The 15,980-nt window shown below is 66.0% G+C and carries 17 protein-coding genes; 10 read left to right on the top strand and 7 right to left on the bottom strand.

Annotation, left to right across the window (positions count from 1 at the left end):
- Positions 1-4: 4 nt before the first annotated feature.
- Genes MYCSM_RS17785 through MYCSM_RS17775 form a run of 3 tightly spaced genes read left to right on the top strand, consistent with a single transcriptional unit; the run spans position 5 to position 2,443 of the window.
- Entirely contained in the window at positions 5-1,099 is a 1,095-nt protein-coding gene (locus MYCSM_RS17785; RefSeq protein ID WP_015307548.1) for an LLM class flavin-dependent oxidoreductase, read from the top strand.
- Between the two features lie 34 nt (positions 1,100-1,133).
- Positions 1,134-1,517: an ArsR/SmtB family transcription factor gene (locus MYCSM_RS17780; RefSeq protein ID WP_015307547.1), complete on the top strand. Its 384-nt coding sequence runs from the start codon at positions 1,134-1,136 to the stop codon at positions 1,515-1,517.
- Positions 1,517-2,443, top strand: coding sequence for a cation diffusion facilitator family transporter (locus MYCSM_RS17775; protein ID WP_015307546.1), 927 nt, complete (start codon positions 1,517-1,519; stop codon positions 2,441-2,443). Before MYCSM_RS17780 ends, MYCSM_RS17775 begins: the two co-directional genes overlap by 1 nt.
- On the opposite strand, the gene MYCSM_RS17770 is transcribed toward MYCSM_RS17775, so the two are convergent.
- Positions 2,433-3,122, bottom strand: coding sequence for a hypothetical protein (locus MYCSM_RS17770; protein ID WP_015307545.1), 690 nt, complete (start codon positions 3,120-3,122; stop codon positions 2,433-2,435). The two genes, MYCSM_RS17775 and MYCSM_RS17770, sit on opposite strands and share 11 nt — an antisense overlap.
- Before the next feature lie 77 nt (positions 3,123-3,199).
- Between MYCSM_RS17770 and MYCSM_RS17765 the strand changes: the two genes are divergently transcribed.
- The 3 genes from MYCSM_RS17765 to MYCSM_RS17755 all read left to right on the top strand — a co-directional run bounded on the left by MYCSM_RS17765 (position 3,200) and on the right by MYCSM_RS17755 (position 8,705).
- Complete coding sequence (locus MYCSM_RS17765) at positions 3,200-4,708, top strand: carboxylesterase/lipase family protein (RefSeq protein ID WP_015307544.1); 1,509 nt, start codon at positions 3,200-3,202, stop codon at positions 4,706-4,708.
- An 84-nt stretch (positions 4,709-4,792) separates the two neighbouring features.
- Positions 4,793-6,745: a primary-amine oxidase gene (locus tag MYCSM_RS17760; RefSeq protein WP_015307543.1), complete on the top strand. Its 1,953-nt coding sequence runs from the start codon at positions 4,793-4,795 to the stop codon at positions 6,743-6,745.
- On the top strand, positions 6,732-8,705 hold the full coding sequence (locus MYCSM_RS17755; RefSeq protein ID WP_015307542.1) for a DUF7064 domain-containing protein: 1,974 nt from the start codon (positions 6,732-6,734) through the stop codon (positions 8,703-8,705). Before MYCSM_RS17760 ends, MYCSM_RS17755 begins: the two co-directional genes overlap by 14 nt.
- A 75-nt stretch (positions 8,706-8,780) precedes the next feature.
- Here the strand turns inward: MYCSM_RS17755 and MYCSM_RS17750 are convergent, their stop codons facing one another.
- The 3 genes from MYCSM_RS17750 to MYCSM_RS17740 all read right to left on the bottom strand — a co-directional run bounded on the left by MYCSM_RS17750 (position 8,781) and on the right by MYCSM_RS17740 (position 10,878).
- Entirely contained in the window at positions 8,781-9,587 is an 807-nt protein-coding gene (locus MYCSM_RS17750) for an SDR family NAD(P)-dependent oxidoreductase (RefSeq protein ID WP_015307541.1), read from the bottom strand.
- Positions 9,587-9,913 (bottom strand): YnfA family protein, encoded by a 327-nt coding sequence (locus MYCSM_RS17745; protein ID WP_041314301.1) that lies wholly within the window; start codon positions 9,911-9,913, stop codon positions 9,587-9,589. The genes MYCSM_RS17750 and MYCSM_RS17745 overlap by 1 nt, the downstream gene beginning before the upstream one ends.
- A gap of 83 nt (positions 9,914-9,996) precedes the next feature.
- Complete coding sequence (locus tag MYCSM_RS17740; RefSeq protein WP_015307539.1) at positions 9,997-10,878, bottom strand: SCO6745 family protein; 882 nt, start codon at positions 10,876-10,878, stop codon at positions 9,997-9,999.
- A gap of 105 nt (positions 10,879-10,983) precedes the next feature.
- Here MYCSM_RS17740 and MYCSM_RS38280 point away from each other — a divergent pair, with 105 nt between their 5' ends.
- Positions 10,984-11,253: a DUF4333 domain-containing protein gene (locus MYCSM_RS38280; protein ID WP_232425811.1), complete on the top strand. Its 270-nt coding sequence runs from the start codon at positions 10,984-10,986 to the stop codon at positions 11,251-11,253.
- Positions 11,254-11,271: 18 nt separating this feature from the next.
- Complete coding sequence (locus tag MYCSM_RS38275; protein WP_232425617.1) at positions 11,272-11,715, top strand: DUF4333 domain-containing protein; 444 nt, start codon at positions 11,272-11,274, stop codon at positions 11,713-11,715.
- Here the strand turns inward: MYCSM_RS38275 and MYCSM_RS17730 are convergent.
- Positions 11,712-12,428, bottom strand: a complete 717-nt coding sequence (locus MYCSM_RS17730) for a FadR/GntR family transcriptional regulator (RefSeq protein ID WP_015307538.1) — start codon at positions 12,426-12,428, stop codon at positions 11,712-11,714. The two genes, MYCSM_RS38275 and MYCSM_RS17730, sit on opposite strands and share 4 nt — an antisense overlap.
- 123 nt (positions 12,429-12,551) lie before the next feature.
- Here MYCSM_RS17730 and MYCSM_RS17725 point away from each other — a divergent pair, with 123 nt between their 5' ends.
- Together MYCSM_RS17725 and MYCSM_RS17720 are read left to right on the top strand one after the other, a co-directional pair.
- The gene (locus tag MYCSM_RS17725; protein WP_015307537.1) at positions 12,552-13,064 is read left to right on the top strand and encodes a gluconokinase; all 513 of its coding nucleotides are present in this window, start codon (positions 12,552-12,554) and stop codon (positions 13,062-13,064) included.
- Positions 13,061-14,530: a GntP family permease gene (locus tag MYCSM_RS17720; RefSeq protein ID WP_015307536.1), complete on the top strand. Its 1,470-nt coding sequence runs from the start codon at positions 13,061-13,063 to the stop codon at positions 14,528-14,530. The genes MYCSM_RS17725 and MYCSM_RS17720 overlap by 4 nt, the downstream gene beginning before the upstream one ends.
- Before the next feature lie 4 nt (positions 14,531-14,534).
- Here MYCSM_RS17720 and MYCSM_RS17715 read toward each other — a convergent pair whose 3' ends face one another.
- Together MYCSM_RS17715 and MYCSM_RS17710 are read right to left on the bottom strand one after the other, a co-directional pair.
- On the bottom strand, positions 14,535-15,026 hold the full coding sequence (locus MYCSM_RS17715; protein ID WP_015307535.1) for an RDD family protein: 492 nt from the start codon (positions 15,024-15,026) through the stop codon (positions 14,535-14,537).
- Between the two features lie 81 nt (positions 15,027-15,107).
- Positions 15,108-15,962 (bottom strand): DoxX family membrane protein, encoded by an 855-nt coding sequence (locus MYCSM_RS17710; protein WP_015307534.1) that lies wholly within the window; start codon positions 15,960-15,962, stop codon positions 15,108-15,110.
- Positions 15,963-15,980 lie beyond the last annotated feature (18 nt).

Here is a 15,980-nt window from a genome sequence, read left to right as displayed (position 1 = left end):
GTGTATGTCGGCCGCCAAGTTTTTCTGGTTCCTGCCCACCAATGGGGACAGTCGTTCGATCGTCGGCGCGTCGCACGCGTCGTCCCACCACACGCTGCCCGCGAACTACCGCGCGCCGAGTCGGCGGTATCTGGCCGAGGTGGCCCGTGCTGCCGACCGCCTCGGCTACGAAGGCGTGCTCACGCCGACCGGAACCTGGTGCGAGGACGCCTGGTTGACCGCGTCGGCGCTGCTTGCCGAGACCGAGCGGCTGAAGTTCCTCGTCGCGTTTCGGCCCGGGCTGGTGCCGCCGACGTTGGCTGCGCAGCAGACGGCGACACTGCAGCGGTTCTCGGAAGGGCGGGTGCTGCTCAACATCGTCAGCGGCGGCGACGATGTGGAGCAGCGCCGGTTCGGCGACTGGCTCAGCCACGACGAGCGCTACGCCCGCACCGGGGAGTTCCTGCACATCGTGAATTCGGTGTGGTGCCAGGACTCGCTCGATTTCGAAGGCAAGTACTACTCGGTGGCCGACGCTCGCGTTTCGGCACCGCCGGATCCGTTGCCGCAGATCTACTTCGGTGGCTCGTCTCCGGCCGCGCTGCCGATCGCTGCGGAGTACGTCGACGTGTATTTGACGTGGGGCGAGCCACCGCAGGCGGCTGCGGCCAAGATCGAGCGGGTGCGCAAGCTGGCCGCCGAGCGTGGCCGCAACGTACGGTTCGGCATCCGCCTGCACACCATCAGCCGCGACACCTCGGCGGCGGCGTGGGCCGTCGCCGATGAACTGCTCGCCGAGCTCACCCCTGACCAGATTGCCAAAGCCACTGAGCTGCATGCCAAGTCGGAATCGGAAGGGCAGCGGCGAATGACCGCCCTGCACGGCGGCCGCGTCGATCAGCTCGAGATCTACCCGAACCTGTGGGCCGGCGTTGGCCTGGTCCGCGGCGGTGCTGGCACAGCCTTGGTCGGCAGTCACGAAGAAGTCGCGAACCTGATCTACGAGTATCACTCGCTGGGCTTCGACGAGTTCATCCTGTCGGGCTATCCGCATTTGGAGGAGGCCTACTGGTTCGCCGAAGGCGTGTTGCCGATCTTGAAGCAGAAGGGCGTCGCCTAGCCCGGCTTGACGCAGCAATCGCTATTATCTGCGTATGAATGCAGATAAGAAGGTCTGCGGACGGCGGCTGGCCGACGAGCAAGCCGACCTTGTCGTCGAGGTATTCCGGATGCTCTCCGACTCCACCCGCGTTCAGGTGCTCTGGGCGCTCGCCGACCGCGAGCTATCCGTCAATGACCTGGCCGGACGGGTCGGCAAGCCGGGGCCGTCGGTGTCGCAACACCTGGCCAAGCTGCGGATGGCCCGGCTGGTGCGCACCCGGCGCGAGGGCACGCAGGTGTTCTACCGGCTTGAGAACGACCACGTCCGTCAGCTCGTCACCGACGCGGTGCACAACGCCGAACACGCGGCAGGGGGCGTCCCCGCCCACCACCTGGACGACGGCGAGCTGCGCGTGCTGCACGAGGGGGCGGGCTGATGGGCTTCGGACATAGCCACGACCACACCCACGACGTCGACGACGCCATGCGCGACAGCGCCGCGGGTATCCGCGCAGTGAAGATCAGCCTGGTGGTGCTCGGCCTCACCGCCGCGGCGCAGTGCGTGATCGTCGCGGTTTCGGGCTCGGTCGCGTTGTTCGCTGACACCGTGCACAACTTCTCTGACGCGCTGACCGCGGTGCCACTGTGGATCGCCTTCTCGATGAGCCGGCGCGCCGCCACCCGTCGCTACACGTATGGCTTTGGGCGAGTTGAGGACCTGGCCGGGCTGTTCGTGGTGTCGGTGATCGCGATCTCGGCAGTGGTAGCCGCCGTCGAGGCCATCCGCCGGTTGTTGGATCCCGTGCCGTTGGCGCATCTGGGGTGGGTCGCGACGGCCGGCGTCGTCGGGTTCGTCGGCAATGAAGTGGTGGCCCTGTATCGCATTCGGGGCGGCAAGCGGATCGGGTCGGCGTCGCTGCGGGCCGACGGAATGCACGCGCGCGCAGACGGATTGACATCGTTGGCGGTGGTCGCCGGTGCTGTCGGCGCGGCGCTTGGCTTTCCGGCGGCTGACCCCATCGTCGGCTTGGTCATCGCTGGCGCGATCGTAGTCGTGTTGGTGTTCGCGGCGCGCGACGTGTTCGGCAGGCTGCTGGATCGCGTCGACCCCGACCTGGTCGACGATGCCGTCACGGTGCTGGCCGCCCGGCCGGGAGTTCGCGCGGTCCGACGAGTCAGGATGCGCTGGGTCGGACATCAACTGGAAGCCGACGCGGAACTCGACGTCGACCCGTCACTGAGCCTGGCCGATGCACACTCTGTCGCCCATGGCGCCGAACATGAACTGGCCCATAGCATTCCGAAGCTCGCGTCGGTGATCGTGCACGCCTATCCCGCGCACGACGGTGTGCTCAGCAGCTGAACATCTCGCCGATCTGCGGGGGAGCGGTCGCCGGTTGCAGACACCCGAAAACCTGCACGCCCGCGTCGTTGAACCGGGCCGCGGACTGATGCGCGTAGTTGACGCACACCAGCCCGGCCTGGTCACTTCGGCAGCGGTAGTCGCCGAACGCCAGCGACTGGCCGTACGGCAATTGCGGGCCTGAGCCCGCGGCGAAGCGGCCGGGGTCGCCATGCACCGAACCGATCTGCACGCTCTTGCCGCCGTAGTCGACCCAGCCGCCCTTCCACTGTCCGTAGACGTCGGGCGGTTGCGGGGGCGGGTTGGTCAGTTTCACCAGGCACGCCAGTGCGCCCTCGCTGTATTTGGAGTCGGTCATGCAGTTGGTCTTGCCCGCGGGCGTGACGAACGCGACGTCGTCGCCAAGGTCGGTCGTCGTGCCATCGCGGGTAGCGGAGTGAAACTGCGCCGGATCGGCGGCCGTGCCCGCTTCGACCCAGGCGGTGACGTCGCGCATCGGTGCCCCAGGACTGGGTGCCTTGGCGGGGGCGCTCGAGGTTGGCGACGTCATCGATGGTGCGGCGCGCGTTGTGCTCGGCGGGACCGTCAATGAGGGCGTCGACCGCTCGGCATCCCCTCCCACGGCGTGCGAACACCCCGCCACCAGCACAGACGCCGCGATCAAGGCAGCAATCCGCATAACGGCCAAGGCTAGCGGGCCGACACGCAATCCCTTGCCAGGCGCGGCGGCGAGGCTCTTTCGATACCGTCGAAGGCATGCACGAACATGTTGTCCGCGCAACCATCGACTCGGGCACGGTCGAGGGCTTCACCCGCGACGGGGTGAACCGGTGGCGGTCGATTCCCTACGCGCGCCCGCCGGTGGGGCCGCTGCGACTGCGTGCACCCCAGCCCGTGGAGCCATGGCGGGGTGTGCGGTACTGCCACGGATTCGGCTTCTGCTCGCCGCAGCAGCGCATGTACACGATGCTCGCCCCCGGCAAATACCAACCGATGGGCGAGGACTGCCTGACGCTCAACGTCGTCACCCCCAAGCGTCCTTCAAATCAGCCGTTGCCGGTCATGGTGTTCATTCACGGCGGCGGCTACTTCATGGGCAGCTCGGCGACACCGGTCTACGACGGGGCGGCGCTGGCGCGAAAGGGCTGCGTGTATGTCTCGGTGAACTACCGGCTCAACGCACTGGGTTGCCTGGACCTGTCATCGTTGTCCAACAACAGCATCACCATTGACGACAACCTATTCCTGCGCGACCTGGTGATGGCGTTGCGTTGGGTGCACGACAACATCGCGGTCTTCGGCGGTGACCCCAACAACGTGACGATCTTCGGCGAGAGCGCGGGCGCACACGCCGTCGCCACGCTACTGGCCGTGCCCGCCGCCAAAGGCCTTTTTGCCCAAGCGATTTCGGAGAGCCCGGCCGCAGGCATGGTCCGTTCTCCCGAGATTGCGGCCGAATACGCAACCAAGTTCGCTGCGCTGCTGGGCGCGCGCGAAGAGGACGGCGCCCATGCGGTGATGGCGGCGCGACCCGCGGAGCTTGTCAACGCATTCGAGCGGCTCGTGCGGCAGGGCCAACGCGAGATGCTCGGCGCGTTTGCCGCGGGACCCACTCGCGGCACCGAATACCTGCCGCTGGACCCGGTCGAGGCGATGCGGACCGGCACGGCGCACCGCGTGCCGCTCGTCGTCGGCACCAATGCCGAGGAAGCCCGGTTGTTCGGCCGTTTCCTCAATCTGCTGCCCATGACCGAACCGACGATCGAGCGGCTGCTTTCCCTCGCGGAACCCGGTGAGCGAGAACGGATTACCGCTGCCTACCCCGGCTACCCCGACGCCGCGGCCTGCATCCAGTTCGGCGGCGACTTCGCCTTCGGGTCGGCGGCGTGGCAGATCGCCGAGGCGCACAGCGCGCACGCGCCCACCTACCTCTACCGCTATGACTACGCGCCGCGCACACTGCGCTGGTCGGGGTTCGGCGCCACCCATGCCACCGAATTGTTGGCGGTGTTCGACGTCTACCGCACGAAATTCGGCAGGTTGCTCACGGCAGCAGCCGACCGGCGAGCAGCCCTTCGCGTAAGCGACGATGTGCAGGCCCGCTGGCGGGCCTTTTCGCGCACAGGCGTGCCGGGGGAGGACTGGCCGGTGTACACCAGCGCGGATCGGGCGGTGATGGTGCTCGACCGGCGGCCACACGTCGAGTACGACCCACACGCCGACCGCAGGCAGGCGTGGGAAGGGTTCTCGCTGGCAACGGGCTGAAGCCCTCGCATCGCGCCGGCCAGGCTCATCCAGCCCCGCCGAATCGGCTGCGCGGCGTGACGCCAATGTGATTGCGTAATCCCCGTGGCTCACCCACTGGATCCGCTCACCGCCGACGAGTTCAGCGCGGTCGCGTCGATCCTGCAGCGTGAACACGGCGTCGGCGCCGGAGCCGGAGTGCCGGCGACATCGGACCTGGGTTGGCGATACGCCTCGATCGAATTGGCCGAACCGAGCAAGATCGAACTGAAGGCGTTCGACGACGGGGGACCGGCGCCGGCGCGACGCGCCGAAGTGATTTGTCTGCAGCGGTCGAACAACGCTACCTACAAGAGCGTGGTGTCGTTGACCGCCGACCGCGCCGAGTCTTTCGAACACATTCCCGGCGTGCAGGCCAACTTCACCGTCGACGAGTTCGTTGAGTGCGACCAGCTGCTGCGCACCCATCCCGATCTCATTGCGGCACTGGCCAAGCGCGGCATCACCGACATGGAACTGGTGTTCTTCGACACATGGACCTACGGCGATGCGGTGGCGCCGCGACAGTGGCGCGACCGGCGACTCGGCTGGTCGGACACCTGGCTCAAGGCCGTGCCCGGCGCCAACCCGTACGCGAATCTGGTCAGCGGGCTGCACTGCGTGATCGACCTCAATTCGATGGAGCTGCTGCGGGTCGAGGACAACGGAGGCGTCGCCGAAACACCGGCTGTGATGGGCGAATACGTGCCGAGCCGCATTCCGGACCGCATCCGGTCGGCGTCGCGTCGCGCCCCACTCAAACCGTTGCACATCACCCAGCCGGAGGGACCGTCGTTCACGCTGGACGGCCATCTACTGCAATGGCAGAACTGGTCGCTGCGCATCGGCTTCAACCACCGCGAGGGGATGACGCTGCACACCGTGCGCTACCGCGATGGTGACCGAAATCGCTCAGTGGCACACCGTTTGTCGTTCGCCGAGATGATCATTCCGTATCGCGACCCATCGGAGGATCACTACCGGCGCACGGCGTTCGACATCGGCGAGTGGGGCCTTGGCTTCATGACCACGTCGCTGGAGCTCGGGTGCGACTGCCTTGGCGAAATCCGTTACCTGGACGCCGTTTTGCACAACAGCAAGGGCGAGCCGTACACGATCACCAACGCTATCTGCATTCACGAGGAAGACAATGCCGTGCTGTGGAAGCACGTCGACCACGACATCGGCACCGAGGTGCGCCGCATGCGGCGGCTGACGATCTCGTTTCACGTCACGGTCGCCAACTATGAGTACCTGGTGTATTGGCGGCTGTACCAGGACGGAAACATCGAATGCGAGGTGCGCGCCACCGGCATCATGGTGACCACGCCGCTGGCGCCCGGCCAGCCTCATCCGAACGGCACACTGGTCGACGAACGCACGTATGCGCCGTTCCATCAACACTTTTTGGTCGCCCGACTCGACATGGACATCGACGGCAGCGAAAACACCGTCTACATGACTGAGTCGTATCCAGAGCCGGTCGGACCGGATAACCCGCACGGGCTTTCTCTCGTCGTGCGAAACGTGCCATTGCGCACCGAGAGCCAGGCCAAGCAGGACGTCAACTTCGCGACACAACGAAGCTGGAAGGTGGTCAACACCAACGTGGTCAATGGCCTTGGCACGTACCCGTCGTACAAGTTGGTTCCGAGCGGGGCGATTCCGCCGATGTTCGATCCCGAGTCACCGGTCCTCGAACGTGCCAGCGTGATCGGTCACACGCTGTGGGTGACCCCTAATCGCCCCGATGAGCGGTGGCCCGCAGGCGAATTCGTGAACCAGTCCAAACGGGACACCGGATTGGGCAGATGGACGTTGGCCAACCGATCGATCGAGAACACCGACGTGGTGATGTGGTACGTCTTCGGCATCCACCACATCACCAGGCCGGAGGACTGGCCCGTGATGCCGGTCGACGTGGTCTCGTTCTGGCTCAAGCCATTCGGGTTCTTCGACCGCAACCCGTCGTTGGACGTGGTCGGTTCTCACACCTCGGTGACCAGTGCGCACCACTGACGTCGTGGAGCGGCCCACCGACCTGACCGCCGAATGGCTCACCGCTGCGCTTGGCGTGCCGGTGCGCGAATTCGCGTTCGAGCGCATCGGCACGGGCCAAATGAGCGAGTGCTACCGCGTCGATCTGTCCTACACCGACGGCGGCGACGGCCCAAACTCCGTCGTACTCAAGGTTGCCGCGACCGACTCGGTAAGCAGGCAGACCGGCCACGCGCTTGGCCTCTACGAACGCGAGGTCCGCTTCTACACCGACATCGCGCCGGGCATCGACGGGCCGATCGCGCCGTGTCACCACGCTGGGTTCAACACCGAGACAGGCGCGTTCCATCTGCTGTTGGGTGACGCGGGCCCAGCCGTCGTCGGCGACGAAATCTGTGGCGCGACAGTCGAACAGGCCATGCTGGCGCTATCGGAATTGGGCCGGGTGCATGCACCGCTGCTCGGTGACGCGGCGATAGCGAACGCCGACTGGCTCAACCGCGAGTCGCCGATGCGCCAGGCCTTGATCGGCCAGTTGTACGCCGGGTTCGTCGACCGTTACCGCGAGCGCATCGCCCCCGAGCACCGCGCGGTATGTGAGCGGCTAGTCGCGAGCTTCGACGCCTACGTCGCAAGCGAATCCGTACCGGAGCGACCGCATGGCCTGGTGCACGGGGACTATCGGCTGGACAACATGCTGTTCGGCGAGTCGGGCGCCGAACGTCCGCTCACTGTGGTCGATTGGCAGACCGTGGCATGGGGCCCGGCCATGACGGACGTGGCCTACTTCCTGGGCTGTGCACTGCCTGATGAGCGACGGCGCGAGCATTATGACGCGCTGCTGCGGGCCTACCACGACGCGCTCGGCGGGTTGCTCAGCCTCGATGAGGTGCACGACGGCGTGCGGCGGCAGAGCTTCTTCGGCGTGATGATGGTGATCGTGTCGTCGATGCTGGTTGTACGGACCGACCGCGGTGACGACATGTTCATGGTGATGCTGGAGCGACACTGCCAGCATGTGCTTGATACTGACGCACTGGCTATGCTTCCCGAACCCGTTGCAGCCGAACCGCTTACACCGACAGCTGACGACGAGGATCCACACGACGGGACTGACGAACCATTCTGGAACGAGAGCTGGTACTTCGACTTCGCCGACCCGGATCAGGGAGTGGGAGGCTGGATACGGCTGGGCCTGTATCCGAACCAGCAGACGGCGTGGATCAACGCGCTGCTATGCGGACCCGATATGGCCACCGTCGCGATCAACGATTTCGAGGCCGCGCTGCCTGACGATCCCGCCGCGGTACGAGCCGATGCTTACGAGCTGAGCCTCGGCGCGACAGATCCCCTGCGCACGTACCGGGTGCAGGTACGGGGAGACGGACAGGCATATGACGACCCGGCGGCGCTGCTGCGCGGTGAGACAGGCAGACAGGTCGCTGTTGCAATGGATGTCGTGTGGACGACGACGGGAACGCCGTACCAATACCGGATCACGCCGCGGTATGAGATTCCCTGCACGGTGTCTGGCACAGTCACCGTCGACGGCGACGAGGTGTCCGTGAGCCAGATGCCCGGGCAGCGCGACCACTCGTGGGGTGTCCGCGACTGGTGGGCCATGGACTGGGTCTGGAGCGCACTGCATCTCGACGACGGCACGCACCTGCACGGCGTGGATATCCGGATCCCCGGCGCGCCGCCGATCGGCATCGGATACGTCCAACAACCAGGTCAGCCACTGGCCGAACTGGAAGCGGTCACAGCGCGGGAGACGTTCGCCGACAACAACTTACCTACCGCGACAACGATCACCTATGGCGACCTGACCGCCACGGTCGACATTCGCGGGCACGCACCGGTGCTGCTGACAGCCCCCGACGGACGGATCAGCCACTTCCCGCGGGCCTGGGCGACGGTCACCACCGACGACGGCCGCAGCGGCGTCGGCTGGGTGGAATGGAACCGCAACCAGCGCTAGCCTTTCTGCGCGAGTGACCGTGTTTGTACATCGGCACGCCGGAAATTGCCGTACAAACGCGGTCGCCGGCGGCAGTCAACTCGGCCAGTCGCAACCCGTCAGCTCGGCAGACAACTCCCATAGCCGGCGCGCCGCCACCGGGTCGCACGCTTTCTTACGTAAGCGGGTGACGCGCGGCTTGCCCCACTGGTTGAACCGGGGAGCGAAATACGTCCCGCTGGGCACATCGGTGGTCACTGCCTGCAGGCTGGCGCGCGCACCCTGCTCCGCAGTGTGCAAGAAGCGCCAGACCGTAACGTGTTCGGCCATGGGGTTATCCGCAGCGATACCTCTCGTGATACCGGTGTCGGTCATGCCCGGATCGGTTGCATATGCACGAACGCCACGCGCGGCTAGTTCGTGCACGAACAGCAGGTTGGCCAGTTTCGACTCCGAGTACGCCGCCGTCCGCGAGTACTTCCGGCTCTGCCAATTCAGGTCGTCGAAATGGATGCGCGCGAAGTGGTACATCGCGCTCGCCACACAGATGACGCGGTCGCTGATCTTGTCGCCGAGCAGACACGTCAACGCGAAATGGCCCAGGTGGTTGGTGCCCATGTGGGCCTCGAAGCCGTCTGCGGTGCGTGTCAACGGCAGGTTCATCACCCCGGCGTTGTTCACAAGCACATCAACGGATTCCACCGAGGCGGCGAACCCGCGGACGCTGGCCAGGTCAGCGAGATCGAGCTGTGCCACCTCGACGTCACCGGACATCTCGGCGGCCGCGCGCTCAGCCTTCTCGATGCTGCGGCAGGCGATCACCACACTGTGGCCGTCCTTGGCGAGCGCAGCGGCGGTAGCTTTCCCGACCCCGCTGTTGCCGCCGGTGACGATGATCCGCATCAGCGGGGACCGTACATCAGCAGGCCAACGCCGATCAGGCTCACGACGGCGCCTGCGAGATCCCAGCGGTCGGGCCGGAAGCCGTCGGCCGCCATTCCCCAGGCGAGCGAGCCTGCGATGAATACGCCGCCATACGCGGCTAACACGCGTCCGAAGTGGGCATCGGGCTGAAAAGCGGCGACAAACCCGTAGGCGCCAAGCGCAATCACACCCGCGCCTGCCCATAGCCATCCGCGATGTTCGCGCACGCCTTGCCAGACCAGCCACGCGCCGCCGATCTCCAACAGCGCGGCGAGCACGAACAGGGCGACGGACTTCAACACGATCACGCCCCTCAGCGTGCCGTCAGAGTGCGCGAAATGTACGCAGAACGCGGCGTGTCGGTGTGCAGACACGCACGTTCGCGGTATTAGAGGTGCGCGCTGTTGTCGTGGAGGTCGTCGCGACCCAGCCCCATCGGCGTCGCCGCGGGCACATCGCCCGCCGCGACCACCTTGCGAGTGATCGGGGTCAGCGCCTGGAACAGCCTCTCGACCTCGTCGTCAGTAAGCGCCTCGAGCGCCGTCAGCGCCAGCTGATCAGTGCTGTCCTCGATGCGCTGCTTGAGGTCTCGGCCCGCGTCGGTGAGTGCGCCGTCACCGTCGAGTAGCCCGCGGCCGGCCAGCTGCCCGGCGTACTGCGCCCACTGCTCCTCGTCGTAGTCACGGCTGCGCATGATCATCTCGGTGGGCACCCGGCCCGCGGCGGCGTGCAGGACATTGGACTCGCGGCCGGACACCCCAAGCGTCACGAGCACCGCGATATGCCCGTCGCCCCGGTGTTCGCGCAGCAGCGTGACCGCGTGCCACAGCCTGGCCACGGGGTCCTGCGGCCAGTCCACCGCCACATTCGCCGCGAACAACGGTCGGCCGTCGAGCGGTGCATGGCGGGCCGCCTTCTCGGCGAGTTCGGCTGCCGTGGCTGCCTCGTCGTCGGTTACGCCGTAGCGGCGCAGCGCCGCCACCGCCGAATCCTCGCGGACGCGCAGCGCCTCCGTCGGCGAGGAAACCTCCCAGGCCGCGCGTAACGACTTGGCGACCCGATCGGGAGTGAAGTTGTAGAACGCTGCGGTCACCATCTCCGGCGGGACCACCCCGAACGGCGCGGACCGAGCGGCGAAGTAACCCATCCAAAAGCCGCGAAATCCGAGCCCGTCGAGGGCTGTTCGCGCTTCGGGCGAAAAGTACGTGACGGCGTGTACGGGTTCGAAGCGATCGAAGAATCGGCGCGCAAGCGAAGGTTGTCTGCCCACTTCTGCAGTTAACCATCACGTCGGCAGCCGACTTGCTATGGTCCGTGCATTCGCCGGGGGGTGGGCGCATGCCAGCAACGGTCCAGGAGGCGGCCCTTGCATACGGTGTTTTCGGCCGTTGGCGCTTTAGCCGCCGTATGGGCATTGGTCTCGGGCTGCGATGCCAGCGTCGGGGTCGGCGGCAAGCCAGCCGTCGGCAAAGAGGCGCTGCAAACTGACATTGCCAATCGACTGGACAAGGCCGGCGAGATGCCACTGTCGGTGACCTGCAAGGAAGACCTGATCGGCGAGGTCGGCAAGACGGCGCGGTGTGAGGTGATGATGAGCCCGACGAACAGCTTCGAACCGGTCATCCACGTCACCGGCGTCGATTGAAACACGATCAATTACGAGATGAGCCCAGCGCTGTCCAAAGAGCAACTGGAGAAGGCGGTCTCGCGGCTCGTTGCCGACGCCTCACACACACCGGTCACGTCGGTCTCGTGCCAATCGGGTCTGGAAGGCAAGGTCGGATCGACTGCACACTGCGACGTTGACTCGGGTGGACTCAAAGTGCGGCGCACCGCCGAAGTGAGCAGCGTCGAAGGTCTGATGATGAACTTCGACGTGGTGCCGGTGCTCACCAAGGAAGAGGTCGCCAGTTCGCTGCTCGACGAATTCGAGCATCAATCGGGACACCGACCCGATAGGGCCGAGTGCGCCGGAAACCTCGAGGGCAAGCCGGGAACCACCGTCGACTGCACGGTTGTCACCGGTTCAGAATCAGCGTCATTCACGCTGACGGTCACCACGGTCAGTGGTGGCAGCATCAAATACAGCTATGCGCCGCGCACTTAGGACTGTCCCGAAAACTCCTCGGCCACAGCCGATACCGCCTCATCGATGATCGCCCGCATGGCGCGTTCGGCGCCTTCCTCGTCGCGCAGCCGCACCGCGCGGGCCACCTGGTCGTGCAGTTCGATGGCAGCGGGGTTGGGTAGGTCGGGCATCATGCCGTGGTGGGTGCGGCCCGCCAGCACCTCGGCGACCACACCGTTGAGCGCCCGAAACATCTCGTTGCCACTGGCTTCCAGCAGGGTCTGGTGGAAGATCTTGTCCGCCAACAAATATGACTCGAGATCGCCGGAGCGGCCATGCACCACCATGTCCGACACCGCCGCCGCCATGATCCGGCACTGATGCGGGTCGGCGCGGCGTGCAGCCAGCGCAGCGGCGGCCGGCTCGAAGCCACGTCGCAGCTCGGAAAGTGACACTAGTTGGGCGGCGCGGTCGCCCGCCTCGAGCCGCCACCGAATCAGCAGGGGATCGAAGACGTTCCACTTGTGAGCCGGCTGAATGGTGATGCCCACCCGGCGGCGTGACGCGACCATGCCCATCGACTCCAGCACTCGGACGGCCTCACGAGCGACGCTTCGCGACACACCGTGCTGGGCACTCACCCCTTCGAGGGTGAGCACCTGCCCGGGCGGGTACTCGCCCGACACGATGGCGCTGCCCAACGCCGTCAGCAAGTTGCCGTGCAGCGCGCCGACGTTTGCTTCGGTCGTCACGCATACATCTTGTCATATCTTTGCTGGCGTTATTAAAAACTGATGATTGCGGTGCAGAGTTGCAATCGTATGACTATTGAGGCATCCTGTGTGACGTCACACACAACTGGGTAGGTGGAGGGGATGGCGTCACCAATCGTCGTCATGGGCGTTTCTGGCTCTGGTAAGTCGACCGTCGGCGCGGCGTTGGCGCAGCGCCTGCGGGTGCCCTTCGCGGACGCCGACGACTTTCATCCGCCCGCCAACATCGCCAAGATGACGGCCGGCCGACCGCTCGACGACGACGACCGCTATCCGTGGCTCGAGGCGATCGGGCAGTGGCTCGCCGGGCACTGTGGCGACGGCGGCGTGATGAGCTGTTCGGCGCTGAAGCGCAAGTATCGCGACCAGTTGCGCCGCCATTGCCCCGACGTCGAGTTCCTGCATCTGTCCGGCACACCCGAGGTCATCGGCAACCGGCAGGCCAGCAGGCCGGGGCATTTCATGCCGGCATCTCTGCTGGCCTCACAGTTCGCGACCCTCGAGCCTCTCGAGCCCGATGAACGCGGCATCGACATCGATGTCGGCCAGAATATCGACGCCATCGTCGACAACTACGTATCCGCAACGCGCACAACCGAACAGGAGAACCGATGACACCGGAACTCACCATTCTGGCGGCCGATACCAAGCTGCCCGAACCTGTCGCGGCGGGCTGGCAGCTGGTGCTCGCCGCACTGGCGGGCATCGCGCTGATCGTCGTACTGATCACGATCGCCAAGCTGCATCCGTTCCTGGCGCTGATCTTCGGCGCGCTGACGGTCGGCATCGTGGCGGGGGAGAACGTCGGTGACGTACTCGACTCCTTCGGCGACGGGTTCGGCACCACGGCAGCGGGAGTGGGCATCCTGATCGCCCTCGGCGCGATGTTCGCCAAGCTCCTTGCGGACTCCGGCGGCGCCGACGAGATCGTCGACACCATCGTCGGGCACGCGTCGCCGCGGGCGTTACCGTGGGCAATGGCCTTGGTGGGCGCCATCATTGGCCTGCCGATGTTCTTCGAGATCGGCCTTGTGCTGCTGATGCCGGTCATCTACCTGGTCGCACGGCGATCGCAACTCTCTCTGATCACGGTCGGAATCCCTGCGTTGGCTGGGCTTTCCGCAATGCACGGGCTGGTGCCGCCGCACCCGGGGCCGCTGACCGCCATCGACCTGTTGAAGGCTGATCTGGGTGTCACGCTGGCGTTGGGTGTGCTGGTTGCAATCCCGACGGTCATCGTCGCCGGCCCGTTGTTCGGCAGGCTGGCGGGGCGCTGGGTGGTCATCGATGTGCCCGACCGCTTCGACGCCGACGATTTCAGTCACAACGGCAGTGGCTCGGTCGTCACAGCCGCAGATGTAGCCGAGGGTGAGGGAACGACCACTCAAACCGCGACTCGCGTTGCGCGCCAACGACCTAGCTTCGGCATCACATTGTTCTCGGTTCTGCTACCGGTCGCCTTGATGATGGGCAAGGCACTGGCCGACATCTTTATCGATGACAAGACCAACTGGCTGCGCCAGATCTTCGACATACTCGGTCGCCCTCTGATGGCACTGTTGATCGCCGTGGTCGTCGGCATCTTCACGCTGGGCCGTGGCGCGGAGATGACCCGCGATCAGGTGGTCAAATGCCTTGAGGCGTCACTGCCCCCGGTCGCGGGCATCATCCTGATCGTCGCCGCGGGCGGTGGGTTCAAGCAGGTGCTCGTCGACAGCGGTATCGGTACGTTGCTGGCCGACTGGGCCAAGGGCGCCCACATCTCGGTCATCCTGTTGGCCTGGGTTCTCGCCGTATTGATCAGGCTCGCAACGGGTTCCGCGACGGTCGCAACCATCACGGCGTCGTCGCTGATGCTTGGACTTGTCGAAGGCATGAGCACCGGGCAGGTGTCGCTCGTCGTGCTCGCGGTCGGCGCAGGCTCTTTGTTCTTCTCACACGTCAACGACGCCGGCTTCTGGCTCGTCAAGGAGTTCTTCGGGATGAGCGTGGGTCAGACCATCAAGTCCTGGTCGCTCATGGAGACCGTGCTGTCGGTGACTGGCCTGGTGCTGGTCCTGATCCTCGGGATCTTTATCTAGCGCCCTAGCCCTTGACGACCTGGGTGCCGCCGGCGAGCTCGTCGTGCTTGCCCTGCTTGGTGGGGCTGCCGTTGATGGTCACCGCAATCACGATGACCGCGACGAGGGTCAGCAGGCCGCCGATGAAAGGCACGATGTTCAGCAGCGTCCACACATTCCGGATCGCGGCCTGCTGAAGGTCCGGCTTGGCCGCACCGCCAGGCCCGCGCACGCTCAGCCCGAGCAGTTTCTTGCCGGGTGTCCACCCCTGGGTGCCCTCGAAGGCCAGGAAGTAGAGGAACATCAGCAGACCCGAGAACAGGCCGGTCACCCAGTAATTGTTCAGCGAGCCGATGGCAATTGCGATCCCTAACGCAACGATGTTGACGATGATGCCGTCGATCAGGCGCGCGGCAAACCGCAGGCCCAGTCCGCCCGGCTCCTGACCGCCGGGTGGGGGATAGCCGCCCGATTGGCCGTATGGCTCAGGCTGAGGTTGGTACTCACCGCTTGTCATGCGGCAAATGTACCGCCCGCAGGCGCAGCCGCGAGCGGTTTGGCGCGGCTCGATCTCAACAGCCGCGCAAGGACATTCGCGTCAGCTCCAGCGCCGTCTTTGCTGCTTGACCTGGCTGCGCGCGGTGTCGGCGAAGTCACCGGCACGGTCGCGGGCGACATCGGCGATTTCGGGGGCTCGTTCACGCGCAATTTCCGCCAACTCGGCGCCGCGTTCGCGGGCCGCCTCGGCCAACACCGGTGCGCGTTCGCGGGCGATCTCCGCCAACTCGGCGCCGCGTTCGCGGGCCGCCTCGGCCAACACCGGTGCGCGCTCGCGGGCGACTTCGGCCCACTCGGCACCGCGTTCGCGCGCGACGTGAGCTAATTCGCGGCCGCGCTCGGCGCCAACGGCCAGACCGTGGCCGACCTTTTCGGCAAGGGCGCTGTCTGCGAGCGCACCGCCTGTTGCCGCGCCGACGGGCAAAGCGGCGCCCACCGCCTCGGACACCTTGTGCGCGGCGCGACGCCCGCGCCAGCCGAGCGACGGCCTGCCCTCGGTGTCGACCGCGGCGATGATCAATCCGCCGATCAAGCTGACGTCGGTAAAGAACGCGCGGCGCTCGTCAGTTTTGCGCTGCGGATCGGATTCGCTCCAAAACGTATGTGCACCAAGGCTTCCCGGTATCACCGTAAGCGCCAGCGCCGCGGAGGCCAGCCGCGGCAGCTTGCCGCTGGCGAGCAGCAACCCGCCGCCGATCTGCACCGCGGCATTGACGCGGGCGACAGTCTCGGCATTGGACGGGACGTTGGTGCCGACGGGGTCCGGCAGCTTGCTCAGACCTTCGAGGGTGGGACGGGCCGCATCGGCCGCGGGTTTAGGGCTGCGAAGCGCATCGACGCCGCGGCTGATGAAGACCGCTGACAACATCGGGCGCGCAATTCGTCGAATCAACATGGGCGCTGAGTTCCCCGG

The organism is Mycobacterium sp. JS623 (assembly GCF_000328565.1).
GTDB lineage: Bacteria > Actinomycetota > Actinomycetes > Mycobacteriales > Mycobacteriaceae > Mycobacterium.
The sequence above is the reverse complement of the archived record's forward strand: the minus strand, read 5'-3'. Positions and strand labels throughout refer to the sequence as shown.